This is a genomic window from Brevibacterium sp., from assembly GCF_052105255.1.
GTDB lineage: Bacteria > Actinomycetota > Actinomycetes > Actinomycetales > Brevibacteriaceae > Brevibacterium > Brevibacterium linens_B.
In genome coordinates, this window is record NZ_JBQDYQ010000001.1 from 70,690 (window position 1) to 97,344 (window position 26,655).

A 26,655-nucleotide genomic window follows, 5' to 3' on the forward strand; every position below is an offset into this window, starting at 1 on the left:
CCGCTGTCGACCAGAGCCGGTCCCCGGTAGCGTAGAGCCCATGACTCCGCCTCCCGGTCCATTCGATCCCTCGCACGCTGACGAGCCCGAGCTTCTCGACCTGCTCGACAATGCCACCCGCAGCGAGAGCCCGCTGATGCTGCTCGACATTGCGAGCAGCATGGTGGCCTCCTTCGACGACTCCGATCTCGATGACACCGACGCAGACGGCGCGGACCCGACGGAAATTCCACCGATTCGCGAACTCGCTCTGCAGATGCTCGAGGCCACACCGAAGGAGACCGAGCCGCTGGTGAGGATCTGGGCCCAGATGCTTGACGATGAGCTTTTCGGCCGTCGCATCGCGAAGATGCTTCCCACCCCGAGCACCAAGCGCCTGCCGGAATGGATCCGTCGCGCCGAGGAGATCAAACCCTTCCGTGCGGCCGCACTCATCTCGCCGGTGAAGATCGAGGAGACGATCCTGCTCGAGATCTCCACAGCCGGCCGATCGGTGACTCTGGCAGTGGGAGTGGACCGCAGCGGCTCACCGTATCTCGAAGATGCTTACCTCGCCGACGGCCCCCTGTCGAATATCGTCGAGTTCAGCCGAACAGAGCTCGAACTGCCCGTCGACGAGGTCACGCTCAGCCTCGCCGATGCCGGTGCCAGGCTGAGTGAGGCGTTCGAGATGAGCACGCACATGTTCCCGCCGATCGAGACCGAAAGCTGGCCGGGCACCCGGCCGCTGCTCGAATGGATGCTGCGGAAGCTTCCCGAAGGCGGCACCGGCTACGAGATCAGAACGTGGGAGCCGGAAGAGATCGAGGAACTCGTCGCGGACTTCCGCGCCTCGCCCTTCGCCGAAAGCCTGACCGAGGAGGAGATCGGTCATGCCCATCTGCTCTTCGAGTTCCAGTGCAACTACGGCAACAACGATCCGCTGAGATGGTCGGGCACTTTCGTCGAACGCCTCATGTGCGACCTCTACCCGCGCAAGGTGATGTCACCCGCAGACGATCTGCTCCTCATGCCCACCGCCCTGGCAGCGCTCGTCCGCTATGCCAACGATCGCAGCGGAGTCGATCCTGTCTTCACGGAGAACGCTCTTAACGCGATCGATGACAACCGGGAGGAATACACGGCTCAAGTACGCGGCGACCGGCCCGAAAGCACGAGTGCCCTCTTCGCGCGCCTGCTCACCGGAGTCGATGACGACACTCTGCCTCTGTCGGAGCCTGTGTCAGATCTCGGTGATGAGTTTGGTGGGGGATCGTTCTTCGGCGATCAGGCTTCGATGCTGGCCGAGATCTTCATCGGCAGCGGAGCCGAAGCGGTCGGCGGCATCGAGGCTCTGCAAGCACTGACCGATGAGCCGCTGCCCGGCGAAGGCCTCGACACTGCGGGCGTGGCCGACGACGTTGTCGACCGCCTCAACTCGTTTGTCCCGGAGATCCGTCGAATCGCGGACGAGGTGTTCGGAGAGCCGGAGCTCGCGACATCCGCGCTGCGATTCTTGGCGGAGATCGGACGAGGCGATCCCACAGTCTTCCGCCGCCGCCTCGCCGACCGCACTCTGCTCGCGGCACTGTTCTGGATCGTCGGAAAAACCAATAATCTCTTCTCCGCCCAGTGGAGCAGCGAAGGCGACGTGACAATCGGAAAACTCCAGCGCCACCTCGGCGTCTCGAGTTCACCGAAGCCGACTGCCGAGAAGATGCTGCATGCCGCCGGCCACGAGCTCTCCGACGTCGAGGTTATCCTCGGCGATCCGCGCTATCTCATCTCGCGCAGGCGGCGGCGCATCATCGCAAACCGGGACACGTACTGGGACGATCTTCCGGAGGACTGGGAGTACTGAGGGTCCCGGCACAAACGACCTCTTCATCCCGCGTCGCGAAGACATCAGAGCACTGGCCCTCGTGTGCTCGGTCCGGCTGAACAGCAATTGTGACTTGAGCGAACTTTTTGCAACTTTTCTCCAATTCCGTCGTCAGTCGAACTGCGGGTGCCGAAGACTGGCAGACGAGTCGCAGACAGCGATGATCGTCACCGAATGAGCAGTTGAACATGGAATCGAACGATTTCGCAGGCAACGACGACAGCGGTCAGAACGACTTCGGCAATCAGCAGCAGGGCGGCACCGAAGGCCAGCAGGGCGGTTTCGGCGACCAGGGCGGCCAGCAGGGTCAGCCAGGTCAGCAGGCTGACTTCGGCGTCGAGCAGGGGCGGATTCGACGAGAACCGCTGATCTCAGCCCTCACCTGATCCGGCGTCATCGTTGAGGCGCCGATCCGCAAACACAAGCGGCGCACCAAGCATCGGTGCGTCGCTTCGTGCATTCACTCCGTGACGGTCACGACCTGGCGGTGCCGGCCCAACCCCTCGAGCTCGAGTTCGACGACGTCCCCGTCGGCCAGATACGGGTATTTGCCCGACAGCGCGACTCCCTGCGGGGTGCCGGTGAGAATTACGTCTCCCGGCTCGAAGGCCATCGCCTGACTGAGCTGGAAGATGATCTCGCCGACGGAGAAGATGAGGTCACTCGTCGACGAATCCTGGCGAGCTTCGCCGTTCACCCAGCTGCGCAGCCGCAGGTCACCGGGGTCCACCTCGGCGGCGGGGCGGATCCACGGGCCGAGCGGTGTGAACCCGGGCAGATTCTTCCCCTTCGACCACTGACCCCCGGACTCCTCGAGCTGCAGCCGGCGTTCGGACAGATCGTTGCCGAGCACGTACCCGGCGACGTGATTGAGTCCTTCCTCCACCGAGGCGACCCTGAAGGCCCGTGATCCGATGACCACCCCGAGTTCGACCTCCCAATCGGCTTTCGTCGCATCCGGCGGCAGTTCGAGCGGGTCGTTGGGCCCGGCGGTGGTCGAGGGCATCTTGAAGAAGATGACGGGCCGCTCGGGAGGTTCGGCTCCGGCTTCACGAGCATGCGCGGCATAGTTCATGCCCACGCACACGATGGCAGAAGGTCTGGTCAGCGGAGCGCCGATGCGCATCTCTTCAGCACCATCGAGCGGATTGAGTTCCCCAGCGTCGAGCGCGCTTCGGACGCGTCCGATGCCGTCGGCGGCGAAGAAGTTCGGGTCGATGTCATCGAACAGTGGACGCAGCTCGAAGCAGACTCCCTCGTGACGGACTGCCGGAATCTCGTGCCCGATCGGTCCCAGTCGCAGCAGTTCCATACGGATCCTCTCTACTAGCTCCAGGCCACAACGTTGTGAGCTGCCGACAGGCTAGCGAGACTGCCAGCGTTGATTTGGAATTGCTCAAGCATTGGACACCCGCGGGCGTCGAAGCGCCCACCGAGTTCGACCGTCACACGGCCTGCTGGCGGATGTAATCGGCCTTCGCACGGCGGGGCACGACGACGATCGGCACCGGAGAGTTCTGCAGAATCCGCATCGCGTGGCTGCCCAGAGACACTCGCTTGAGCGCACCCAGCCCGGAGGATCCGAGCATCATCACTTCCGGATGCTTCCACTCGACAGCCCCGAGAGCCGCGGCCCAATCGGCGCCCGTTCCCACGACGACGTCCGTCTCACCAGGTTTGATGTGCAGCTGCTCGATCAAACACAGGATCTTGTCCGTGTCGCGCTGGACGGTCTTCGTCCACTCGTCGATGACGCGCGACTCCATATCGAAGGGCACGTTCGCCGAGGCGACCACGCGCGAACGCGGTGCGAACGAGGCAATGCGGAAGGCCACGTCCGACTCCGCCGAGACCATCGCCGCACCGAGAATGAGATCCGCCGAGGTGGACGACCCCGAATACGCGGCCGTGATCCGTTCCAGCCGCGCCCCCGCGGGCGCCTGGAATCCAGCCGGAGCCAGGGCCACCGGCAGCCGTGCACTGTGCAGCAGACCGTTCGACACCGACCCGAGCGCGATCTTGCCCGACTTCCCCTCTGCCGACGGGCCGACGACAAGTCGATAGGCATCGGTCCTCTCACACATCTCGAGCAGACCGCGCCGCGACGACCGAGCAGAGTGGAGGACGCATTCGGACTCGATATCGCTGGGAATGAGCGCACGCGCTTCGTCGAGGGCCGCCTCGGCGACGGTGCGGAATCTCTTCTCATACTGGCTCTCGAAGTGCACCGGTGCTATCGGGAACGCGGCGGAATCGACAGCGGTCGCGACGATCCGGCGCCGATAGGTCCGGGCGAGAACGATCCCGAGCTCGATGGCAGCGCTGTTGTCCTGACCTGGGGCAAGACCGACGACAATGCTCATTTGGATCCTCCTGTGGAGTCCGTTCCAGCGGAATCAGGATTGGTGAGCCCCGCCTCGGCGAGCTGTCTGCCGAGGACGGAGGACTTACGGCCGAAGATGAAGTACAAGCCCAGGATAAAGGCGGTCCAGATGACGAAGACGACGATCGTGATGACCTGCAGGCTCGAGATGATCCAGAAGCAGCCGATGATCGAGAGCACCGGCAGGATGGGATAGAACGGGACCTTGAAGCCGCGTTCGAGGTTGGGTTCGCGCACGCGGAGGATGATCACGGCCAGGGACACGACGACGAAGGCGACGAGGGTGCCGATCGAAGTCATCTCGGCGAGGAAGTTGAGCGGGATGAAGCCGGCGAGGACTGCGATGACGACGGTGACGACGATCGTGCCCTTGACCGGGGTGAGCGTGCGGGGATTGACGTCGCGGAAGAGCTTGGGCATCATGCCGTCGCCGGCCATCGTGAACAGGATTCGGGACTGGCCGTAGATGGAGACCAGGGTGACGGAGAAGATCGAGATCACCGCACCGGCGGCGACGATCGTGCCGGGCCACTGCGAGCCGACGATGTTCTCGAGAATGGCCGACAGGCCGGCGGTCTGACCGTCGAATTCCTCCCACGGCTGGGCGGACAGGGCGGCGACGGCGACGAGGACGTAGACGGAGGTGACGATGATGAGTGCGGCGATGAGGGCTCTGGGCATCGTCTTCTTCGGGTTCTTCGTCTCATCGCCGGCGGTGGCGACGGCGTCCATGCCGACGTAGCTGAAGAAGATCAGGCCCGATCCGGCGACGACTCCGGAGATGCCGAAGGGCGCGAAGTCAGCGAAGTTGTTCGAGTCCCAGCCGGTGACGCCGATGCAGACGAAGAAGATGAGGACGCCGACCTTGAGGCAGACCATGATCGCGTTGACGACGATGGACTCGCCGGTGCCGCGGACCAGCAGGAAGCAGCACATCGCGAGCAGCAGGATCGCCGGGAGGTTGACGATGCCGCCTTCCTCGGGCGCGTAGGCCAGGGCGTGCGGGATCTCGAATCCGAAGAGATTGAACAGCAGCTGGTTGACGTACTGCGACCAGCCGACCGCGACGGCAGCTCCCGCGACGCCGTATTCGAGGAGGAGGCAGGCGGCCACACCCATCGCCGGCAGCTCCCCGAGGGTCGCATACGCATAGGAATAGGAGGACCCGGACACAGGGACGGAGCCGGCGAGCTCGGCGTAGCAGATGACCGCGAGCCCGGCGACGACACCGGCGATGACGAATGACCAGATCACTGCCGGTCCAGCCACCGGAACGGACTCGGAGAGGATGAAGAAGATGCCGGTGCCGATGGTCGAGCCGACGCCGACCATCGTCAGCGAGAACAGCCCGATGGTGCGCTTGAGGTCGGTCTCGACGTCTTCCTTCTGCCGCGGAACCGGTTTGATCCGGAACAGCTGCTGCCGCAGTGTGGGCATGGTCAACTCGTGACATCATTGTCGGTACAGCCGCCGGCGCCAGCGGAGCCGCATCCACTCGATGCGATTCCGGTGCGCCACTACCCAGACGATACGACAGTCTTCGTCGTCAGGTTCATCTTCCACCGAAAATCTTCGGAACGAAATCCGTCGCTCCTCGCCGAGCCGGGACCAGCTTGTCGAGCATCAGTGCAGGTGCGGCCGGAGATAGTCCACAAATGAAATCTTATTCAACGAATTGGTTGACTACGCTGACAAGGTGGGAGTAGGCTTTCATCAACCACTTGGTTGAATGTGTGTTTCGAGAGGCAGGGGGCTTCATGGCCGATCAGCTGTCCAAGGTCTTTGCAGCACTTGCCGATCCGACCAGACGGGACATGGTGGCTCGCCTCAGCGTCGCCGATTCGACGGTGAACGAGCTCGCCGAACCCTACGACGTCAGCCTGCAGGCCGTATCGAAACATCTCAAGGTGCTCGAGGACTCCGGACTGGTCTCCCGCACCCGTGACGCCCAGCGCAGACCGGTCCACCTCGAAGACAATGTGTTCGATCTGATGACGAAATGGATCGAGAGATACAAACAGCAGGCAGAGGAACGCTACCGACGACTCGACGCCGTCCTCGCACAGATGGACCAGCACTCTCAGATGAGTCAGGACTCTGCCGCGGACGCGGCGACAGGCACCACGGACTCGAGCGCCGCCTCGGCGAGCGAATCCGGCACCGCCTCATCGCAGGAAAGCTCAACCCGACCACATTCACGCAAGGGAGCATGACATGACCACCACCGACACCGCCGCCGATTATTCGACGCTCAAGCTCGACGTCCCCGAGGGGGTCCAGTCCGTCTCGATCACTCGCGACTTCGCGGCCTCCCCGGACAAGGTGTTCCGGGCCCACATCGACCCCGAACTCTTCGTCAAGTGGTGCGGGCCGGACTCGATCACGAACACGATTCGCGAATGGAATCCGAGAACGGGCGGGAACTGGAGCTACGTCTCGACCGATGATCGCGGCGAGTACGCGTTCTTCGGCTCTTTCCACGAGGTGCGTGAGAACGAGCGCATCGTCCAGACCTTCACCTTCGAAGGCTTCCCCGACGCAGTCAACCTTGAGATCCTCACACTCACCGACTTAGGCGACGGACGGACTCGCCTGACCTCGACCTCGATCTTCGACTCGCTCGAGTCCCGCGACGGCATGGTCGCCTCGGGCATGGAGCACGGCATCGTCGAGGGCTACAACAAGCTCGACCGCCTCCTCGCCGAAGCCTAATTGCTATCTGACGGCGGCTCAGCAACCTGGCGCCAGGTTGCTGGGACGCCGTCAGGTAGTTCGGGAGGTGGCGGACGACCTGGCAATGTACAGGCACAGCTCGTTGATGCCGATGAGGAAGACGCCGGAGCCCAGCAGGGCTGCACCCGGGGCCTCGATCGCCAGGACCAACAGGAAGATTCCCGCAACGACGAGCGGATAGCTCAATGCGGTCAGCAGCAGGGAGCGACGAACGGGTTCCTGCAAGTTTCTGATCACCGTTCCAGTTGGTGGCCTGGGCTGACTGGACCGTCATCACGTCCGACGAACCTTCAACGGGCGTCGTAACGGTGACGGGACCACTCAACAGTAGCGGGTCACCGAGTCGATGTATCTCCCACAAAGGATGAAATTAGCTCTCCGAAGCACCTGACGGGGGCTGAGCAACCTGGCGCCAGGTTGCTCAGCCGCCGTCAGGTAGTAATTAGGGGCGTTCGGACATGGTGGCGAAGTAGGAATCGCGGCTGCGGCGCACATGCTGAGCCATCACCTCGGCGGCCAGCTCGGCCTGGCCAGCATCGATGGCAGCGATGATCTCGCGATGTTCCGGCCACGCCTGCGGCCCTCGGCGCATGAGGTTGAGCGAGTACAGCCACTCGATCTTGCCGGAGATCTGACGCAGCAGGCTGATGAATGACAGGCTCCCGCTGAGCTCGGCGACCGCGAAATGGAAGCGCATGTTCAGCACCGCCAGATCCTCAAAGCGTTCTTCAGCGATGACGGCATCGCCGACCTCGAGGATCTCGTTGATCTCTGCGCGGATCTCCGACCACTTCGCATCGTGCTCGCCGTCGGCACTGAGCTCGGTGGCCCGGCGGGCGGCGCGCTTCGCGGTCGCCGATTCGAGCACGATCCGGATCTCGAACAGGTCCTCGGCATCCTCGGCCGGGGAGGGCGCGACCACCGAACCGCTGAACTTCCGGGACTCGACGAGCCCGTCGGCTTCGAGCGCGCGCAGTGCTTCCCGGATCGGGATCCGCGACACCTCGTATCGTTCGGCCAACACGACTTCGCGCAGCTTGCTCCCGGGCTCGAGCTTGCCCTTGATGATGTCGGTGCGGATCTGCGCGGCGACATCCAGCTGCGCCTCGTGCGAATCAGCCATGGTCATCTCCCCGCCGCATAACCCTGCGCCCCACGCGGATTCGCTCCGGCGCTCAACCGCCCCGTCGCCGGATCCCGGGTCACGCACGACAGCCGCCCGAGCTCCCACTCCCCCGCTTTGGTCACGTCATGACCGCGGTTGATGAGCCCGTTGATGACATCCTCGCCGAGGCGGTCCTCGACGACCGCCCCACCCGGAACCCAGGTACGTGGCCAGAAGGAGCCCGCCAACGACGTCGTGTGCAGTGCCGGTGCATCGACGGCCTCCTGCGCGCGGTAGCCGCCGAGGAGCATGCGCAGGATCAGCAGCAGTTGCCACTGTTCCTGCTGGTCACCGCCGGGTGAGCCGAGAGCGATGATCGGCTGCCCGTCTCGGGAGATCAAGGTCGGGGTCAATGTCGTGCGCGGACGCTTGCCCGGGCGCAGTGCCGAGGGGGCCGCCTCGTCGAGCCACATCATCTGCAGCCGGGTGCCGAGGCAGAATCCGAGCCCGGGGACGGTCGGCGAGGATTGCAGCCACCCTCCGGACGGGGTCGCCGAGATCATATTGCCCCACCGATCGACGACGTCGAGGTGACAGGTGTCGCCGTTGCTCACGCCGTTCTTCTGTACGGTCGGCTCCCCGATGCCAGCTTTGATCAGCGCTTCTTTGTCATCACCTTCGGGAATGAGCGGGGTGGTGAAGACGGGCGCCGCACCGTCCCGGCCTACACCGGGCCGGAATTCCGTCGATGCCTGCTCGGTGATGAGTTCTCGTCGGGAGGCCGCATAGGAGTCGCTGAGCAGCCAGTCGAGGTCGACGTCGGCATCGCCGTAGTAGGTGTCACGGTCGGCCATGGCCAGCTTCAGCGCTTCGAGGATCGTGTGCGCTCCGATCTCGGTCGACGGGTCGAGGCGGTCATCGTCGAAGCCCTCGAGGATCTTCAGAGTCTGCAGCAGCACCGGACCTTGACCCCAGGCGCCGATCTTCGCGATCTGATAACCGCGGAAGTCGATCGTGACGGGATCTTCGAAACCAGCGTCGAAGCCGGAGATGTCCTCCAACGTCATGACTCCGGCGTGGTCGCCTCCCGTCGAGTGTCTGTGCGCGGTGGTGATGAAGTCGGCGATCGCCTGTGCAACGAATCCGGACTTCCACTCCTGTCGGGCTGCCCGGATCCGCTCTTCTCTTGTGGCAGTGCCGTCACCGGCGGCGATGAGCCTGCGCAGCACATCGGCGTAGGTGTGGTTGAACACCAGCTCGCCGGCTTCGGGAACTCGACCTTCGGGCATCCACTGTGCGACCGAGGTCGGCCAGTGCTCAGTGAAGAGTTCGCTGACCTTCGCGATCGTCCCGGCTGCTCGGGCAAGGATCGGATGCCCGTTGTCGGCGTAGTCGATGGCGAAGTCGAGGACGTCGGCAAGCTCCCACGTCCCGTGGTGTTCGAGCAGGTTGAGCCACGAGTCGACGGCTCCGGGAACGGCGGCGGCGAGAGCCCCGGAACCCGGGACCATGTCGAGGCCTTCGCTGCGGAACTGCTCGATCGTTGCTGCGGCAGGGGCCGGCCCCTGACCCATCATCACCTGCGGCCGGGAGGGCTCGGCGGCAGTGGCGAAGAGCCCGGTCATATCACCGCCGGGTCCGTTGAGGTGGGGTTCGACGACGTGGAGGACGAAGGCTCCGGCGACGGCAGCATCGAAGGCGTTCCCGCCGCGTTCGAGCACCGCCTGCGACGTCCCTGTGGCCAACCAGTGCGTCGATGCCGCCATCCCGAAGTGCCCCTCGAGGGTGGGGCGCGTGGTGAAAGCTGGCGGCGGGGTAAAGGTCATGAGCGAAGTCCTTCGGCAGTGGTCAGCAGAGCGAGTTTCGGCGTGCAAGCCTTGGTCAGCTGTCGATAACGACGATACCCGGACAATTCCGGTTGCCCCTCGATTGCATGCCAACCGTCACCTGGTTACAGTTTTGTATACAAATTACACCTCATGGCGACATTCCGGCACTGCCGCCGGCTGCCTTCGCCCGGAAAGGACACCATGACTCGTCGCCTCGACCTGGCCATGCTCCTGCTGCTGACCTTCTCGACCGGCATGGTCGACGCCATCGGCTACCTCGGCTTCGACAAGGTCTTCACCGGCAACATGACCGGCAACGTCGTCATCCTCGGCATGGGTCTGGCCGGCGCCGAGGGCGTCCCCGTCCTCCGTCCCGCCCTCGCACTCGTGTTCTTCATGATCGGCGCGGCCCTGTCCGGGCGCATCCTCGGCGACATCGGCGAGAATTGGCACCATCGGACGACCGTAATCTTCTCAGCCGTCGCCGTCGGCTGTGCCGCATTGTCCGTCTACGTCGCGGTCGTTCCCGACCCCGAGATCGGGCTGGCCGGCACGATCTTCACCTCCGCCCTGTCCGCGCTCATGGGTGCGCAGGCCGCGGCCGCGCGGAAGATGAAGATCACCGACGTCACCACCGTGGTCGTGACCTCGACGATCGTCGGCCTCGCCGCCGATTCGAGCCTGGCCGGCGGTGACAACGTCCGCTGGATCCGCCGAGCACTGGCCGTCGCCCTCATCCTCATCGGCGCGCTGGCCGGAGCCGCCACGCTCATGCTCAATCAGTGGATCGGCATCGCCCTCGTCGCCGTCATGATCGCCGCCGCAGCCGTGATCGGCCACGTCGGCGAGAAGAAGAGACGAACCCGCGCCGAGGCGACCGCCGCCGTTGCCTCGAACGCCTAAGTTCACGTTCCACCACTTGGATTCTCGGCGACATTGACGCTGGCCGCCGACGATAATCGAGACATGAGCAATGGAGCCGAGACGACAGCACTGCAGCAGCCGACCTTCCCGCTGAAGGCACCCGGAACTGCGGTCGTCCACGCGGGTCCACAACAAAGCCCCCGCATCGTCTCCGCCCCGACCCGCTGCACCGAGCATGTCCTCGAACTGCCGGAGGGCGCGGACCTGTTCAGCGCACTCGAAGCATCCCTGACCGACTTCGCCGTTCCCGGCATCATGGCCGAGTTTGTCTCCGGACAGTTCGGCCACATCGACTATGTCCATCCGGCCTACGGCCCCGACGCCGAGCACCCGATGTCCTTCACCGAAGCATTCAGCGTCGACAACCCCACGGAACTTCGGCACTCATCTGCGACGATCGGCTTTCGTGAGGGCAAACCTTTCTGCCACGTCCACGCCTCATGGACCGGTGCGGACGGCCAAACCAAAGGCGGACACCTTTTGCCGGGCACCCTGGCAGGACCGTCCGGGCTGACGATCCGGCTCTTCGCCCTGCCCGATGCCCACCTGATCAGCGACGTTGATCCCGAGACAGGGTTCTCCGCCTTCGCACCGCACCCGGTCACACCGGCACACACCACCGCGTCCTCTTCAACCGCGCCCGATCTCGCCGCGGCGGCCCGACCGGCTGAAGCCGTCGTCACCCGGATCCGTCCCGGTGAGATCCTCGACGAGGCGGTCCTCGCCGTCTGCCGAACCGCTGGCTTCGACTCCGCCGAGGTGGTCGCGAGTCTCGGCAGCACGACCGGAGCCGTGTTCACCGATGGCACCGCTCCGTGGCCCGCCGTCGAATTCACACATCTGAGCGGCACCGTGACCGGCGCGCAGAGCGAAGACCCGCAAGTGTCCCTCGCCGGAGAAGTGATCGACGTCGCCGGAGAGGTCAGCCCAGGCACTCTCGAACCTCAAGCCAACCCCGTGGCCGTGACCTTCGAACTCTTCGTCCGCCGCACCGACTGACCGAACACGTCGCCCATCCAGACAGGCCCGCAGAGACAACGATCCCCGCATCATCCTGAAAATGATGCGGGGATCGTCTGCTCGCGCCCAAAAGCGTCAAACGCTCACGACATCACGGCCCCTCCATCAACCCGCAGGATCTGCCCCGTCGTGAACGCGGCGCCGTCGGTGGCGAGGTAGGCGACCGCCTCGGCGATCTCATCCGGCTGCCCCATACGGTCGAGCGCCTGTCCGGAGGTGTCGTAGGTCTGGCCGACTGTGAGCGCAGATTCGACCGGGCCGGGTGCCACCGAGTTGCAGCGGATGCCGCGGCGTCCGTACTCCTTGGCGACCCATTTCGTCAGGGCGATGATCCCGCCCTTGCTCGCCGCGTAGGCCGGCCCCGAGCGGGCACCGGCCTCCCCCTCGGAGACGGCTCCGCCGTTGATGCCCGAGATCGACGAGATGTTGATGATCGACCCGCTCCCGGCCTCCCACATGTGCGGGTGGACGGCGGCCTTGATGAAGTTGAACGTCCCACCGAGGTTGGTCTCGATGTCACGCTGCCACTGTTCGGCGGTGATCTCATCGATGCCGATGCGTGCGGCCGTGCCCGCATTGTTGACGAGGATGTCGAGCTGCCCAAAAGTCGACACGAACGATCCCACCGCCGCCGTCACCTCGTCGGCGTCGCGGACGTCGAGGGAGAACGCCGCGAACCGCTGGTCCGGGTACTCCGAGGCCAAGGACGCCGCAGCCTCTTCGGCGCCTTTGAGATCGACGATGCCGGCCGAGGCGCCCCGCCTGGCCAGCGCGGTGGCGATGGCCAGGCCGATGCCCTGCGCGGCACCGGTGACCAGGGCCGTCTTGTTTGTGAGCAGATACGGTTCCATGGTTCTCCTTGAGATGATGTGAAAACGGCAGCCCGGGCCCGCCGGCCGAGGCCGACGCCCGCAGGCGCCGACCCCGACAGCTGGCAGACCGAACTATCCGACCCCGAGCAGGTCGGGCAGCCAGTTCGAGATCGCCGGGATGTAGGTGATGAGCAGCAGAGCGATGATCGCGCAGATGAGGAACGGCATGATTCCGCGCGCGACCTCCTCGAGTTTGATCTTCCCGATGCCCGCGCCCACATACAGGTTGAGCCCGACCGGCGGGGTGAACAGACCGATGGCGAGGTTGACGGTCATGAACACGCCGATCGTCGTCATGTCCACGCCCACGCCGATGAGGATCGGCACGAGGATCGGGACGAACAGGTAGAAGGCGCTGATCGCGTCGACGAAGGCCCCGACGATGAGCAGGATGATCGTGATCACCGCGAGGATGAGGTACTTGTTGTCCGTCACGTCCAGCACCGCCGTCGAGATCCGGCCGGCCACCCCCTCGACGGTGATGACATAGGAGAAGAGGCTGGCCACGCCGACGATGACCATGATGACCGCGGTCGAGACCCCGGACTCGAGGAATACCTTCGGCATGTCTTTCCAGGTCAGCTCCCGGTAGACGAACACCCCGACGACGAGCGCGTAGACGGATGCGACGGCTCCCGCCTCGGTGGGCGTGAAGATTCCCCCGTAGATCCCGCCGAGGATGATCACCGGAATGAGCAGTCCGGGAATGGCCTTGATCAGCGCGGACATGAACTCGCCGAACCCGCCGTCGTGATGGTCCGTGACCGTCGGATCGACAGTTCCGACGTCCGATCCGGACGATCCGGAACTCGCCGAGGCGGCCTTCCCGTTCGTCGTCAGCAGCTGAGTCTTCCCCGCTGCCGCACCGTCGCCTGCCGCACCGTCTCCCGAACCGCCGTTGCCGGCGGAATCAGAACCCGCCGCAGTCGACGTCGCCTCGGCGCCGGTCTTGGCCCTCACCGGCAGACCGGCGAGCTCACGCACCCGAGGGACGAACAGGGCGGCGATGAAGAATGCGAGCGCCATGATGATGCCGGGCGCGATGCCGGCGATGAACAGCCGGGAGATCGAGATCTTGCCGAACTCGGCGGCGACGACGGCGAAGATGATGAACGCGATCGACGGCGGCACGACGATGCCCATCGAACCGGAGGCCGCGACGAGGGAGACCGCATGCTTCTTCTGGTACCCGTTGCGCACGAGCGCGGGGATGAGGATCGCACCGATCGCGGCCACGGTGGCCGGCCCTGATCCGGCGATCGCGGAGAAGAAGAACGCGGAGATGATCGTCACCGCGGCCAGGCCGTGGCGCAGGCGTCCGAAGATGAGGAACGCGAGGTCGACGAGCCGCTGCGAGATGCCGGTGTACTGCATGACGATGCCGGCGAGGATGAAGAAAGGGATCGCCAGCAGCGTGCCCGAACTCATCGACGGGAACATCACCGAGGGCACGACGTCGAGGACCTGGAAGCCGTCGGTGGTCACAAGCGTGACGACGGCGGACAGGCCGAGGGCGAAGGCGACGGGGATCCCGAGGCCGAGGAAGAGGAAGAAGCTGCCGAAGAGCAGAAGCGCGATCATTTCCGGCCTCCTTCGGCATCGGCTGAGAATTCGGACGAATCGACGGTCGGGGTCGCCTCACCGGCGAGCCTGTCGACGACCGCCTCGGCGGAGGTGTCCTCGTGCAGTGCCGTCCGCAGGGCCTGAATGCTGCGGATGATTCCGAGCAGGCCGGCCAACGGGATGGACAGGGTGAACAGCCACTGCGGGATGCCCAGCGATGGGGTCGCCCGGCCGCGCAGCCCCTGCGCGATCGTCATCTCCCCGCCCCAGATGAGGAGGACGGCGAGGAAGACGACGATGAGTACGGTGCCGGTGAAGAGCAGTCCGCGGCGGGTCCCTGCCTTCGCGTTCTCGACGAGGTAGGTGAACCCGAGATGCGCGCCGAGGCGGATCCCGACGACAGCTCCCATCATTGTGAGAACGACGAGGAGGTTGATGGTGATCTCCTCCGAGAAGGCCAGCGAGGCCTTGAAGATGTAGCGGGAGAGGACGTTGACGAAGGTGACGATCACGATCACCACGAACGAGGCGATGACGACCCAGTCCTCGAAGAATCTGATGACTCTCATCTCACAGTCCTTTCGGGATGAACGCCTGGGCCATGTCCGGTCCCCAGACCTTGCGGTATTCGCTGTAGATCGGACCCAGCTTCGCGCGGAAGGCGTCCTTCTCCTCGTCGCTGAGTTCGTTGACCTCCATACCGGATTCCTTGAGTTTGTCGATGAGCTCGGACTCACCGTCCCGGTTCTTCTTGATCTGGAACGCGTTCGCATCACCGGCCAGCCGGGTCACGAGCTTCTGATCCTCGGGCGCCAGGGAGTCGAAGAGATCCTTGTTGACGCCGAGGATGAGCGGGTCGTAGGAGTAGTTCCACAACGTCAGGTACGGCTGGACCTCCTGCAGGTTCGCCGAGTAGATGACGTCGATCGGGTTCTCCTGCCCATCGATGGCACCCTGTTGCAGCGCGGTGAAGACCTCGCTGAAGGGCATCGTCGTCGGGTTCGCGCCGATTTGCCGGTAGAGGTCGGTGTACATGCCGAAGCCGGGGATGCGGAACTTCATGCCCCGCATGTCCTCGGGGGTATGGATGGGCCGGTGCGTGTTCGTCAGCTGCCGCATCCCGGATTCGCCGAAACCGAGCAGGTGGACTCCGCGCTCGGCGAGGTAGTCCTTGTACACCTGCCCGCCGGCACCGGCGAGCGCCTTCTGTCCGTCCTCGACGGAGTCGAAGACGAAGGGCGCGGTGACGGCGCCGAAGCGGGGGTCGACGCCCGCGTAGATGATCGGCGAGTTGTAGGAGAAGTCCTTCGCACCGTCCATGAGCTGTTCGACCCCGGCGGTGGGTTCGCCGGCGGAGAGCCGTTCGCTCGTGAAGATCTTCATCGTGATCCGACCGTCGGTCTCATCCTCGAGGTCCTTCGCCAGCTTCTGTGCCGCGAGGTACCACGTGCTCGTCGAGCCCGTCGTCACCGTCATCTTCCAGCGGTAGCGCTGCTTGCCGTCGTCGGTGGTGCCGAAGTTCGTTCCGCACCCCGCCAGCAGCAGGGCGCACACCATCAGTACGGCGGACCAGACGAGCATCGTCCTCGTCGTCCGTGTTCTCGGCACCATTGCCTCCTTGATTTCCGTGATTTCACTGTCGTTGAGTTCGGCGGGGTCAGGCCCCGACCGCGGCGCAGTCCCTCGCCGAGGCGGCCGTTCCATTCACACTCGAGTTCCCCGCCATGTTCGCCGGGTTCTCCGCCACCGAGTCGCCCCGAACCGTGCACACGTCCGTGCGCGTCATCGTTTCGGCATCCCCGCAAAATGGGTCAGTCCCCCGTCGACGGGGATGAGCGTGGAGTTGATGTAGGTCGATTCGGGTGATGCGAGGAACACCGCGAGGTCGGCGACGTCCTCGGGTCGGCCCATCGTCCCGGTCGGGGATAGGGCGTGCCGGGCGGCGAGCATCTCCTCGACCGAGTCATAGTGACCGCTGATCGAGCGGTGGATGAGCGGGGTCTCGATGAGGCCCGGGGCGATCGAGTTCGCGCGGATGCCTTCGGAGGCGTACTGCGCGCCGACGGCCTTCGTCAGTTCGATGAGCCCGGCCTTCGACGCCGCATACGCCGGGTAGTCATAGCCCATATACCGCATCCCGCCGACCGAGGACACCGTGATGATCGACCCGTGCCCGGCCGCGCGCAAATGCGGCAGAGCATGCTTGATCGCCGAGAACGCCCCGGTGAGGTTGATGTCGAGGGCTCGGCGGAAGCCGTCGGTGGCGAGGTCGTCGACTCCTCCGTTGACGACGATGCCGACGTTGTAATGGAGCACGGTGGGCCCGCCGAGGCGGTCGGTGCAATGGGCGAACGCCGCCGCCAGGGAGTCCTCGTCGCCGACGTCGGCGACGACCGTGGTCAGCTGCGCAGCGAGATCGACCTGGGCGGCGAAAGCGGCCCCACCGAGGTGGCACCGCCCGGTGGTGTCCGCCCCGTTCGAGTCGGCCCGGGCGGCCGCCTCGGCGAGGGCCCGTGTCGCTTCGTCAAGCGCACCTGGGTCACGGTCGACGATGCAGACCTTCGCCCCCTCGCGAAGGAATCCGATGGCCGCGGCGAAGCCGTTGTTCACCTCCCCGTCCGGAGTGCCGCAGCCGATGGCCATGATCGTCGTGCCGACTAACCTCCCTGCCGGCCCTGACACGGCTGCCGTGTCTGTCGTGGTCATCGTGCGCTGCCTCGTCCCTGTGAGTATTCGGCCTTGAGTTCCTTGCGCGCGAGTTTGCCGTAGGCGGTGACCGGCATCTGCTCGACGACGTGGATCTCCTTGGGCACCTTGTACTTGGCCAAGCCGGACCTGCACAGCGCGGTCAGCCGCTCGGCCAAGTCGGCGATGTTGCTTGTATTCGCGGCACCGGCCCGATCGCCGCCACCGACACCACCTTCGGCACCGGCCGGCGCCTTCGCGCGTTCGATGACGGCCACGCCGATCTCGCCCCACTGCGGGTCGGGCACGCCGACGACTACGGCCTGGGCCACCTCGGTGTCGGTGAGGAGGAGCTCCTCGATCTCGCGGGGGTAGACGTTCGATCCGCCGGAGATGTACATATCGGATTTGCGGCCGGTGAGGAACAGGTATCCGCGGTCGTCGAGGTAGCCGACGTCGCCGGTGTGGAAGAGTCCGCCGGCGAAGGATTCGGCGTTGGCATCGGGGCGACCGAGGTAGCCGGCGCACACGGTCGGTCCGGCCACGCAGACCTCGCCCTGGACACCAGCGGGCAGCTGCGTGCCGGTCTCGTCGACGATGGCGATCTCGACTCCGGTGCGGGCGCGGCCGCAGGTGCCGATGCCGGCGTCGTCGACGGGGATGGCTCCGTGGTCCTCGGGGCGGAGGATCGTGATCGCTCCGGTCACCTCGGCGAGTCCGAAGTACTGGACGAGGCAGGGTCCGAGCCTCTCGAGCGCCCGGGCTTGGTCGGTTCCGAGCATCGGGGCTCCGGCGTAGATGACGCGCTCAAGGGTGTGATCCTCGGGTCCGCGGCCTTCTGGGTAGCCGGCGGCGATGCGGTTGAGGATGGTCGGGACGGTGAAGGCGTTCGTGATCCCGTAGGCATCGATGGCCGGCCACAGGGACTCCACGCTGGGCTTGCCGCCGGGGTGGATGATCGACGGAGTGCCGCCGAAGACCTGCCCGAGCATGTGGATGCCCGCTCCGTGCGACAGCGGTGCGAGCACAAGGGACGCTCCGGTCTCATCCTCGTTGGGGAAGAGATCGCACCGATGGTTGATGAGCACCGCGCCGAGGTGGCGGTGCGTGAACGTCGCGGCCTTGGGTCGCCCGGTCGACCCGGAGGTGAAGAAGTACCAGCAGGGGTCGTCCTCGTCGACTGCCGAGTCGATGGCCTCTGCCGGTGCGGCTGCCGCCTGAGCCGTGGGCAGGTCGCCGATCCAGAAGACGGGACCGGTGAAGCCGGTGTCTTTGAGGGCTGTGACGAAGTCCGCATGGGCGCGGTCGGCGATGACGGCGGCGGGGGCCACCTCGACGCTGATGCCGAGCAGCTCTTCGGTCGACAGGGCTGCGTTCGGTGGGGCGATCACGCCGCCGGAGCGCAGAATCCCCCAGAACGACTGGATCATCTCGGCGTGGTTGCCCGAGACGAGGAGGACGGTGTCGCGGCGGTCCACTCCACCGGACTGGAGGGCGGCGGCGAGCGCTTCGGCGCGGGCGTCGAGTTCGGCCCAGGTCCAGCGCTGCCCGTGGTCGTCGTCGACGACGGCGAGGCGGTCGGGGATCCGGCGGGCCGTCTGCGTGAGGAAGTGGGAGACGTTGACCCCGCGCCGAGGTGTGGGGATGAAGTCCTTGGCCGGGGACGTCTGGGAGATGGCGCGCATCAGCGGACGCGTTCGAGGACGGAGGCGAAGTTCGACACGGCGGCGCCGCCCATATTGAAGACACCGGCGAGATCCGGGGCCTCGATCTGGATGCCGGGCGAGCGCCCGGTCAGCTGAGCGGCGGCAAGCGCGTGCATGGACACACCGGTGGCGCCGATGGGGTGGCCTTTGGCCTTGAGTCCGCCGGAGGGGTTGACGGGCAGGCGACCGCCGACCTCGGTGGCACCGTCGTCGAGCAGGGTGTGGCCCTGCCCGGGGGCGGCGAGTCCGAAGGCTTCGTATTCGAGGAGTTCGGCGATGGTGAAGCAGTCGTGGGTTTCGAGGAAATCGAGGTCGTCGATAGCGACGCCGGCGGCCGTGAGCGCCTGGTTCATGGCCGCGCGGGCTCCGGCCATCTCGAGCGGGTCGCGTTGGGACAGCGGCAGGACATCGTTGGCGTTGCCCATGCCTCTCCACGTCACGGCCTGCGGCGCGGAGGCGGCGACATCCTCGGCGGCCAGCACCAGCGCCGCGGCCCCGTCGGAGACCATCGAGCAGTCGGTGCGGCGGAGGGGTTCGGCGACGAAGGGGTTCTTCTCGCTCACAGTGTTGCAGAAATCGAAGCCGAGGTCCTTCTGCATGTGCGCCAGCGGATTCTGCGATCCGTTGGCGTGGTTCTTCGCGGCGATCTTCGCCAGTGTCTCCGAGTGGTCGCCGTAGCGGTCGAAGTACTGGCGGGCGATCTCGCCGAAGACTCCGGCGAAGGACTTATAGTGCTCTTCCTCTTCCCGGAAGCTGGCGCTGAGCAGCACTTCGTTGACGTCGTGGCCGGATGCCTGGGTCATGCGTTCGGCGCCGATGACCAGGGCGGTCTTGTGGCGGCCGGCGGCGATGGAGTCGTGGGCTGCGAAGATCGCGGCGGAACCGGTAGCGCAGGCGTTCTCGTGGCGGTGTGCGGGTTTGCGCGCGAGTTCGGGGAACACGGTGCCCGGCAATGCGGCTTCGAAGCCTTGGCGGGAGAGTCCGTTGTTGAATACGCCGACGTGGATGACGTCGATGTCGGCCGGTTCCAATCCCGCCTCGGCGATGGCGTCGCGGGCGACGTCGGCCATCATCTGGGGCAGCGGTGATTCGGACCGGCCGAACTTGCCGTGGGACCAGCCGATGATCGCAGGTGAGGACATGGACGCTCCTTCGGGTACCGGGCTCTGCGGAACGAGCACTGTCCTCTCATACTTTCCCGGTCCCACCAGCTGGTCAAAGAAAATCCACCATATGGAACATTGGTGTGATCCACGTCCCGGCTCTCGCCTCAGAAGCGCAGCGTGTCTCCTGCGGGTGGATCCACCTCGATATCGCCGCGAATATCGTGGCGGATCCGCCCACAGGAGACATCAAGTCACCCCTTGAGGCGAGTCATCTCCGGGTCGAAGAGCGGCTCGGCGGTGACTGTGGCCGGCAGGCGGCGCCCGAGGTATTCGATCTCCACGGCGTCACCGACCGACAGAGTGTTCGGCAGCCAGGCGTAGGCGATCGACTTCCCGATGGAGTATCCATACGCCGCCGAGGTGACGTAGCCGTCCGCGACACCCGATCCGTCCGACCCGTCCGACTTCGCCGAGGCGCCCCCGCCGTCCGCATCGCCCGAGCGTTCCCCACCGACCACGTACACCGGCTCCTTGCCGAGCACGACGTCAGACGGCACATCGAGGGTGAGGCAGGTCAGCTTCGTCGTCGCGGCTGCGGCTCTCGACTCCAGCGCGGCCTTGCCGGTGAAGTCGTCGGTCTTCGAGGCTTTGACTGCGAATCCGAGTCCGGCCTGCACCGGTTCGTGTTCGCTGGTCATGTCGGTGCCGAAGGATCGGAACCCCTTCTCAAGGCGCATCGAGTTGAAGGCCTCACGACCTCCCGCGATGATTCCGAACTCCTCACCGGCCTCCCACAGCACGTCCCACAGTCGCGATCCCAGATCCGCGGAGGTGTAGATTTCCCAGCCGAGTTCGCCGACATAGGACAGGCGCATCGCCGTCACCGGCACTCCCCCGAGGACCGCGGGCTTGGTACGGAAGTACTTCAGCCCGGCATCACTGAAGTCCTCGTCCGTGAGCTTCGCAATGACGTCCCGGGCCAGCGGACCCCACAGGCCGATACAGCAGGTGCCCGGCGTCGTCTCCCGCACTGACACCCACTTCGAGGGGTCGGCCGCCGACTGGTGCCGGGCCGCCCGCGAAACATAAGCGAGGTCGATGTTCGAGTTCGCTCCCACCTGGTAGGTCTCCTCGTCGAGGATCGCGACCGTGATGTCGCTCGTGATGCCTCCGGCCTCATCGAGCAGCAGCGTATAGCTGACCGCTCCCGGTTTGCGCAGCATCGACGAGGTGGTCATCCCGTGCAGCAGTTCGCCGGCACCGGGACCGGTGACCTCGAAGCGTTTGAGCTGGGTCATGTCGAACATCGCCACCGAGGTGCGGGTCTTCCACGCTTCGGCTGCGGCGACGGGCGAGTGGAACTGATCCGCCCAGGAGTCGCGTTCTGGTGCCGCCCACTCGGACGGCATCTCCGACAGCAGTGCGGCGTTCGCGTCGAACCAGTGCGGCCGCTCCCAGCCGGAGGTCTCTAAGAAGAACGCACCGAGTTCCTCCTGCTGCCTCCGGAACGGGCTCGAGCGCAGGTCACGCGGGGAGACCCGTGGTTGCAGAGGATGGATGATGTCGTAGATCTCGACGAAGTTCTGCTGAGAGGTCTCGCTGACGTAGTCCGGAGTCGTCTGCACATCCTCGAAACGGTTGAGATCGATGCCGGACAGGTCGGTCTTCGACCGTCCTTCGGCGATGAGCTCAGCCACGGCGCGGGCGATACCGGCGCCATGGGTCACCCACACCGCCTCGGCGACGAAGAATCCGTCGACCTGACGGGACTGTCCGACCAGCGAACCGCCGTCCGGGGTGAATGAGAAGATGCCGTTGAAGCCGCGCTGGATCTGCGTCTGTGCGAGCTCGGGCAGCAGAGTCTTCGTCGCCTCCCATTCGGGGGCGAAGTCGTCCGGAGTGAACTCGAGACTCGAGGGCATCTTTTCAGAGGTGATCTCGTCCGGCGAGTAGACCTGCAGGGTGTCGAGGTCAACGGGCATCGGGCGGTGGGCGTAGGAGCCGATGCCGATCCGCTCGCCCCATTCGCGGTAGTACAGGTCCTTGTCCTGGTAGCGCAGGATGGGTCGCTTCGCTCCGGCCGGCAGTTCGTTCGCCCCCACCAATGACGGCACCTCGGTGGTCCAGGCGAATTGGTGGCCCAGCGGCAGCAGCGGAATCGGGGTGCCCACCATCTCACCGATCTTCGGTCCCCAGAATCCGGCGCAGGAGACGACGATATCGGCGGGAATCCGGTCATCGCCGCAGATCACGGCGCTGACGCGACCGCTTGTGGTCTCGATGTCGGTCACCGTGGTCCGATCACGGAATTCGACACCTGCGGCACGAGCACGGTCGATGACGAGCTGCGTGCCCTTCGCCGCCAATGCGAGACCGTCACCCGGAGTGAGCAGTCCGCCGTGGACCATGTCCCGGTTGAGCATGGGGAAGAGCTTCGCGCATTCGTCGGCGTCGATGACGTCGGCGTCGACCCCATAGGACCGGTTCCATCCGGCCCTACGGTGCAGATCCTGCAGCCGGTCCTCGGTGGTGGCGATCTCGAGTCCGCCGACGGGCAGGAACGAGCCGCGGCCGTCGGCGTCCTTGAGCGAGGTGAGTTTCTCGATCGTGTACTGCGCGAACTCGGTCATCGACTTCGACCCGTTCGAGGAGAAGACGAGTCCCGGTGCGTGCGAGGTTGAGCCGCCCGGGATGGTCAGCGGGCCCTGTTCGATGACGAGGGTGTTGGTCCAGCCCAGCTGCGCGAGTTCGTCGGCGAGGTTGGCGCCGACGATGCCGGCTCCGATGATGATGACTCGTGGTGATGAGATCGGCACTGAGTACTCCTTGCGTGGTGGTGTTGAAATCCGTGGGTGGTGTGGTCGCACGGGCTGTCGGCCCGCCGACTCAGGCGTCGATGACGAGGTCGGTCTTCGCCGTCGAGCAGCACGGCAGGAACTTCCCCGCATCGATCTCTCTGGCGCGGATTCCGCCCAGATGGTTCATCTCGACATCGCCGTCGAGCTTGACGACCTTGCAGGATCCGCACATGCCCTCCTGACAGTTCGCGGGGATTGTCACTCCCGCCTTCCTCGCGGCCTGGAGGACAGTTTCGTCCTCCCCGACGCAGACGTTGAGGCCGGTGCGCACGAACGACATCGTGTGCTCACCCTGCCCCACAGTAGGCAGTGCTGCCGGGTCGACGACCTCCGTTTCGTCATCGTCGCCCGATTCCCCCGCCGAGGCGGCCGACCCATCCCCAGCCGAGACCGCGGACCCAGCGTCGGACGCGGGTCCGAGCCCTGCCTCGGCGAGGTTCTCATCGGTGACGCCGATGACCTCGATTTCGACATCGTCGTCGACGGGCACGACCGCCTCGGCGTCGACCGCTTCGGTCGGTGCGCCGACGGCCTCTAACGGTCCGTCGGCGTCGTATTCGGGTTCGTACAGATCCAGCGCGGCGGGCTGGGACTCGAAGTACTCCTCGGTCGTCGCCGCGATCTCCTCTGCGATCTCGCCGGCGATGGCGACTTCCTCGGCGTATTCGGCACGGATCTCACGGTCGCCGGAGAAGAACTCCATGAACACCGAGGTGTCGTCGACGCCGACTTCGCGCAGCAGTTCGGTCGCGGAGTTGAGGTAGCCCTCCGGGCCGCAGGCGAAGAACTGCCGACCGTTGGCGTCGGGCACGAGCTCCTCGAGCAGTGCAGTCGAGAGCCGTCCCGTGCGTCCCTCCCATTCGTCGCCGCATTCCCGATCGCCGAGGCAGTAGATGACCTTGATCCGGAAATCCACGTTCGCGAGGAAGTCGAGTTCCTCGGAGAAGGCGAAGGAGTCGGGTGCGGCTCCGTGGTAGAGGAGGACGACATCGGCCTGGCCGGGCAGCGAATGGACGGTCCGGACCATCGACATCAGCGGAGTGATTCCGGCTCCGGCCGCGAGCAGCAGGAACCGTGCTCGCCGGTCGTAATCGGCGAGGTGGAAGGCGCCGACCGGGCCGAGCATGTCGAGGACGGCGCCGGGGCGGAGGTGGTCATGCGCCCAGGGCGACACCTTTCCCTTGGGGTCGCGTTTGATCGTGATCGAGAACGTCCACGGCTCGGTCGGGGCCGAGGAGATCGAATAGCTGCGCGACACCGGCTCGGCATTCGGTCCGTCCATGGGGAAGTCGATATTGATGTATTGCCCCGACCGGAACGCCAGGGGCGCCCCATCCATGCGACGGAAGACGAATACCATCATCCCTCCCGCCTCGGGAATGGTCTCCACACATTCGGCGGCGAATTCCTGCGGGTGCCACGGTCCCAGCGCGGTGGCGGCTCCGGCCGCCTCCGAAGCGGAAGAGAGCACACGGTTCCAGGGCATCTCCAGTCCGCGCACCCGCTGGGCCAGCGGCAGCGCGGGCACAGCGGACGATCTCATCCGACGTGCTCCCGCGTCCGCTGCACGTACCAGTTGATGAAGGCTTCGACCTGGTATTCGCTCTTCATGTACGGACCCTGCTCATAGAACGGACTCGCCGCTCCCTGCTGGCAGAGTTCGACGAAGGCCTTGTCCTGCAGGTTGGTCTGCTTCCAGGTGTGAGTGAGGGCCGCAAGGTTATAGTCGACGCCTTCGACGGCGTCGTCGGCGACGAGCCAAGTGGTGCGCACGAGGGTCTTCGAGGCACTGATCGGGAATGCCGCAAAGGTGATGACGTGATCGCCGAGGAGGTGGAACCACGAGTTCGGCTGCAGATGCAACGAGCAGCGACCGAGGCGGAAGTCCGGCAGATCGCCGAGCAGCTTCTTCGACAGCCGGCGCCCGTCGGCAGAGAAGGACTCCCCCGCTCCGTCGAGCGATTCGCGGGAGATGCGGATGCCGCCGACGCGGGTGTCGAGTTCTTCGACGACCTCATAGGGCAGGCCGTAGCGGCGGCAGCGGTATTCGAGGGAGGCCTGCGCCTGCTGGTTGCGGTCCCAGGCGTCTTCGAGGTGCGGCGGGATCGTCTCGTCGGTCAGCCCCCAGGTCGGGAACAGCGAGCACGCGAGCTCCGGATGGCCGTCGCAGTGGTAGCACTCGCGGTTGTTCTCCATCACGAGCTTCCAGTTGCCCTCTTCGACGATGTTCTGCTGATAGGCGACTTTCGTCTTCGCCAGCTCATGAGGGGCGATATAGGGTTCGAAGATTGTCGCTGTCTCGTGGAAGTCCGTCGGCGGCTCTTCGGCCAGACAGATGAACACGAGTCCGGCGGCGATCTTTCCGTGCGCGCGTTTGAGCGCGTAGCAGGACTTGTCGAAGGTCATCTCCCCCGGCGCCGAGGCGTGGATGAGGTCGCCCTCGGGAGAGTACGTCCACGAGTGGTAGCCGCAGACGAGGTTGCCCGTCGTTCCCTGCGCATCGGTGAGGACTCGTGCCCCGCGGTGGCGGCAGACGTTGTGGAGGACGTTGACGCCGCCATCGTCGCCTCGCAGGACGATGAGGGAGTACGGACCGTAGTCGAGCGTGACATAGTCACCCGGCTCGGGGATCTCGGCGACGCTGCAGGCGAAGACCCAATGCTGACCGAAGATGCCCTGCATGTCGAGGTTGAAGAGGTTGTCATCGGTGTAGAACGGTGCCTCGAGCGAGAAACCGACCCGACGGGTGTCGAGTCGGACGCGGATCTCGTCGAGCTTCTCTTCGCTGAAGCCCGCAGGGAAGCCCTTCTTCGTCGGTGCCAGATTGGTAGCGGTCAATTCTCATCTCCCTGGATGTCTGCCGATTGCGGCCGGACGACGGGCGACACACCTCAGCGTCGTACACCGCAGTGACCGAGCCATGTGAGCGCGATCACGTAGCCAACGATAGCGATCTCGACTTTGCAGGAAAAGCGAGAGATTTTGTCCAATATCATGCGGAATAACTGCATAATGTGAACCATGCTCGATCCTCGACTCACGACCCTGCGAACCTTCGCCGCCTGTGGCACCGTCGCCGCCACCGCGGAGCTCACCGGATACTCGCCGTCTGCCGTATCCGGCCAGCTGCGTGAGCTGCAGCAGAGCCTGGGAATGACGCTGCTGGTCAAGGACGGACGCGGGCTGCGGCTGACCGCGACAGGACGCTACCTCGTGCGCCGCTCTGATGCCCTGTCGGCCGAGTGGGAGGACATCAGGGCCGGCGCGCTCGGGGCCGGCGAACAGGCCCCGAATCACTTCGGCATCGGCGGTTTCTCGACCGCCTCGTCGAACCTCCTCGCGCCCTTAGCAGCGAAGCTGCGCACGACGCGCCCTGAGGTCCACGTCCACGTCATCGAGGCGACCCCGACCCGTTGCTTCGAACTCCTCATCGCCGAACGCATCGACCTCGCGGTCATCGTTTCCATGCAGGGCAATGTGCAGGTCGAAGACGACGATCGCTTCGAGAGCATCAACCTCCTCGACGATCCGCTCGACGTCATGGTGCCTGCCGACCACCCTGTGGCCGAACGCGAATCGGTGACCTTGGCCGAGCTCGCCGGAGAGGAGTGGATCACCGCCGGGCCCGGGTCGCCGTACCACTCGCTGTTCGTCGCCGCGTTCACCGCGGCTGGCGTGACGCCGACGGTGGCCCATGAAGCCGTCGAGTGGGAGACCTCGGCGGCCTTGGTCGGTGCGGGGGTCGGAGTCAGCCTCTTACCGAGACTGGCCAGCCTCGCAGGAGAGGCCAATGTTCGCCGAATCCGACTCAGCGGCACGGGGCGGCCGAGCCGGAAGATCATCGCCGCCGTGAGAACGGGCAGCCGCAGGTCTCCCCTGGTCAGGGAATCGCTCCAGCACCTGCGCACGACTTCCCAGTACATCCTCTCGACGCGCCTGCGCGAAGATTCCTGAGGCACAGCGACGAAACTCCCTCGTGGCCGGAAGCTTCCAGGACCTCCTTGGTATCC

23 protein-coding genes are annotated in these 26,655 nt (G+C 65.4%); 7 read left to right on the forward strand and 16 right to left on the reverse strand.

The features are described 5' to 3' along the window. Positions 1-40: 40 nt before the first annotated feature. On the forward strand, positions 41-1,840 hold the full coding sequence (locus ACTIIH_RS00325) for a hypothetical protein (protein WP_101555509.1): 1,800 nt from the start codon (positions 41-43) through the stop codon (positions 1,838-1,840). A 209-nt stretch (positions 1,841-2,049) separates the two neighbouring features. Continuing rightward, the gene (locus ACTIIH_RS00330; protein ID WP_441449971.1) at positions 2,050-2,247 is read left to right on the forward strand and encodes a hypothetical protein; all 198 of its coding nucleotides are present in this window, start codon (positions 2,050-2,052) and stop codon (positions 2,245-2,247) included. Between the two features lie 74 nt (positions 2,248-2,321). Here the strand turns inward: ACTIIH_RS00330 and ACTIIH_RS00335 are convergent, their stop codons facing one another. The 3 genes from ACTIIH_RS00335 to ACTIIH_RS00345 all read right to left on the reverse strand — a co-directional run bounded on the left by ACTIIH_RS00335 (position 2,322) and on the right by ACTIIH_RS00345 (position 5,681). Next, positions 2,322-3,173, reverse strand: a complete 852-nt coding sequence (locus tag ACTIIH_RS00335) for a fumarylacetoacetate hydrolase family protein (protein ID WP_441449972.1) — start codon at positions 3,171-3,173, stop codon at positions 2,322-2,324. A 133-nt stretch (positions 3,174-3,306) separates the two neighbouring features. Then, positions 3,307-4,224, reverse strand: a complete 918-nt coding sequence (locus ACTIIH_RS00340; RefSeq protein ID WP_441449973.1) for a universal stress protein — start codon at positions 4,222-4,224, stop codon at positions 3,307-3,309. Further along, entirely contained in the window at positions 4,221-5,681 is a 1,461-nt protein-coding gene (locus ACTIIH_RS00345) for an APC family permease (RefSeq protein WP_441450040.1), read from the reverse strand. Before ACTIIH_RS00345 ends, ACTIIH_RS00340 begins: the two co-directional genes overlap by 4 nt. Positions 5,682-6,001: 320 nt before the next feature. Here ACTIIH_RS00345 and ACTIIH_RS00350 point away from each other — a divergent pair, with 320 nt between their 5' ends. Together ACTIIH_RS00350 and ACTIIH_RS00355 are read left to right on the forward strand one after the other, a co-directional pair. Then, complete coding sequence (locus tag ACTIIH_RS00350) at positions 6,002-6,457, forward strand: ArsR/SmtB family transcription factor (protein ID WP_441449974.1); 456 nt, start codon at positions 6,002-6,004, stop codon at positions 6,455-6,457. A gap of 1 nt (position 6,458) precedes the next feature. After that, entirely contained in the window at positions 6,459-6,956 is a 498-nt protein-coding gene (locus ACTIIH_RS00355; RefSeq protein ID WP_441449975.1) for an SRPBCC family protein, read from the forward strand. Between the two features lie 51 nt (positions 6,957-7,007). On the opposite strand, the gene ACTIIH_RS00360 is transcribed toward ACTIIH_RS00355, so the two are convergent. The 3 genes from ACTIIH_RS00360 to ACTIIH_RS00370 form a co-directional block, all read right to left on the reverse strand. After that, on the reverse strand, positions 7,008-7,214 hold the full coding sequence (locus tag ACTIIH_RS00360) for a hypothetical protein (RefSeq protein WP_441449976.1): 207 nt from the start codon (positions 7,212-7,214) through the stop codon (positions 7,008-7,010). Positions 7,215-7,419: 205 nt separating this feature from the next. Next, a complete protein-coding gene (locus ACTIIH_RS00365) occupies positions 7,420-8,100 on the reverse strand; it encodes a GntR family transcriptional regulator (RefSeq protein ID WP_441449977.1) in 681 nt (226 codons plus the stop codon). Positions 8,101-8,102: 2 nt separating this feature from the next. Beyond that, the gene (locus tag ACTIIH_RS00370; RefSeq protein WP_441449978.1) at positions 8,103-9,908 is read right to left on the reverse strand and encodes a gamma-glutamyltransferase family protein; all 1,806 of its coding nucleotides are present in this window, start codon (positions 9,906-9,908) and stop codon (positions 8,103-8,105) included. 204 nt (positions 9,909-10,112) lie between these two features. On the opposite strand from ACTIIH_RS00370, the gene ACTIIH_RS00375 reads away from it, so the two are divergent. Further along, positions 10,113-10,814 carry a YoaK family protein gene (locus ACTIIH_RS00375; protein ID WP_441449979.1) on the forward strand — a complete coding sequence of 234 codons (702 nt, stop codon included), beginning with the start codon at positions 10,113-10,115 and terminating at the stop codon, positions 10,812-10,814. Between the two features lie 63 nt (positions 10,815-10,877). Continuing rightward, complete coding sequence (locus ACTIIH_RS00380; protein ID WP_441449980.1) at positions 10,878-11,834, forward strand: PCC domain-containing protein; 957 nt, start codon at positions 10,878-10,880, stop codon at positions 11,832-11,834. Between the two features lie 104 nt (positions 11,835-11,938). Here the strand turns inward: ACTIIH_RS00380 and ACTIIH_RS00385 are convergent, their stop codons facing one another. From ACTIIH_RS00385 to ACTIIH_RS00430, 10 genes are all read right to left on the reverse strand, one after another. Continuing rightward, positions 11,939-12,706: an SDR family NAD(P)-dependent oxidoreductase gene (locus ACTIIH_RS00385; protein WP_441449981.1), complete on the reverse strand. Its 768-nt coding sequence runs from the start codon at positions 12,704-12,706 to the stop codon at positions 11,939-11,941. 93 nt (positions 12,707-12,799) lie between these two features. Beyond that, on the reverse strand, positions 12,800-14,308 hold the full coding sequence (locus ACTIIH_RS00390; protein ID WP_441449982.1) for a TRAP transporter large permease: 1,509 nt from the start codon (positions 14,306-14,308) through the stop codon (positions 12,800-12,802). After that, the gene (locus ACTIIH_RS00395) at positions 14,305-14,859 is read right to left on the reverse strand and encodes a TRAP transporter small permease (RefSeq protein ID WP_441449983.1); all 555 of its coding nucleotides are present in this window, start codon (positions 14,857-14,859) and stop codon (positions 14,305-14,307) included. Before ACTIIH_RS00395 ends, ACTIIH_RS00390 begins: the two co-directional genes overlap by 4 nt. A gap of 1 nt (position 14,860) precedes the next feature. Further along, on the reverse strand, positions 14,861-15,901 hold the full coding sequence (locus ACTIIH_RS00400) for a DctP family TRAP transporter solute-binding subunit (RefSeq protein WP_441449984.1): 1,041 nt from the start codon (positions 15,899-15,901) through the stop codon (positions 14,861-14,863). Between the two features lie 171 nt (positions 15,902-16,072). Then, positions 16,073-16,996, reverse strand: coding sequence for an SDR family NAD(P)-dependent oxidoreductase (locus ACTIIH_RS00405; RefSeq protein WP_441449985.1), 924 nt, complete (start codon positions 16,994-16,996; stop codon positions 16,073-16,075). Further along, complete coding sequence (locus ACTIIH_RS00410) at positions 16,993-18,660, reverse strand: AMP-binding protein (RefSeq protein WP_441449986.1); 1,668 nt, start codon at positions 18,658-18,660, stop codon at positions 16,993-16,995. The genes ACTIIH_RS00405 and ACTIIH_RS00410 overlap by 4 nt, the downstream gene beginning before the upstream one ends. Next, positions 18,660-19,823, reverse strand: a complete 1,164-nt coding sequence (locus ACTIIH_RS00415) for a thiolase domain-containing protein (RefSeq protein ID WP_441449987.1) — start codon at positions 19,821-19,823, stop codon at positions 18,660-18,662. Before ACTIIH_RS00415 ends, ACTIIH_RS00410 begins: the two co-directional genes overlap by 1 nt. Positions 19,824-20,038: 215 nt before the next feature. Then, positions 20,039-22,603, reverse strand: coding sequence for a GcvT family protein (locus ACTIIH_RS00420; protein WP_441449988.1), 2,565 nt, complete (start codon positions 22,601-22,603; stop codon positions 20,039-20,041). A gap of 70 nt (positions 22,604-22,673) precedes the next feature. Further along, a complete protein-coding gene (locus tag ACTIIH_RS00425; protein WP_441449989.1) occupies positions 22,674-24,188 on the reverse strand; it encodes a 2Fe-2S iron-sulfur cluster-binding protein in 1,515 nt (504 codons plus the stop codon). After that, complete coding sequence (locus tag ACTIIH_RS00430; protein WP_441449990.1) at positions 24,185-25,483, reverse strand: aromatic ring-hydroxylating oxygenase subunit alpha; 1,299 nt, start codon at positions 25,481-25,483, stop codon at positions 24,185-24,187. The genes ACTIIH_RS00425 and ACTIIH_RS00430 overlap by 4 nt, the downstream gene beginning before the upstream one ends. Positions 25,484-25,666: 183 nt before the next feature. Between ACTIIH_RS00430 and ACTIIH_RS00435 the strand changes: the two genes are divergently transcribed. Then, positions 25,667-26,599, forward strand: coding sequence for a LysR family transcriptional regulator (locus ACTIIH_RS00435; RefSeq protein WP_441449991.1), 933 nt, complete (start codon positions 25,667-25,669; stop codon positions 26,597-26,599). Positions 26,600-26,655: the final 56 nt, after the last annotated feature.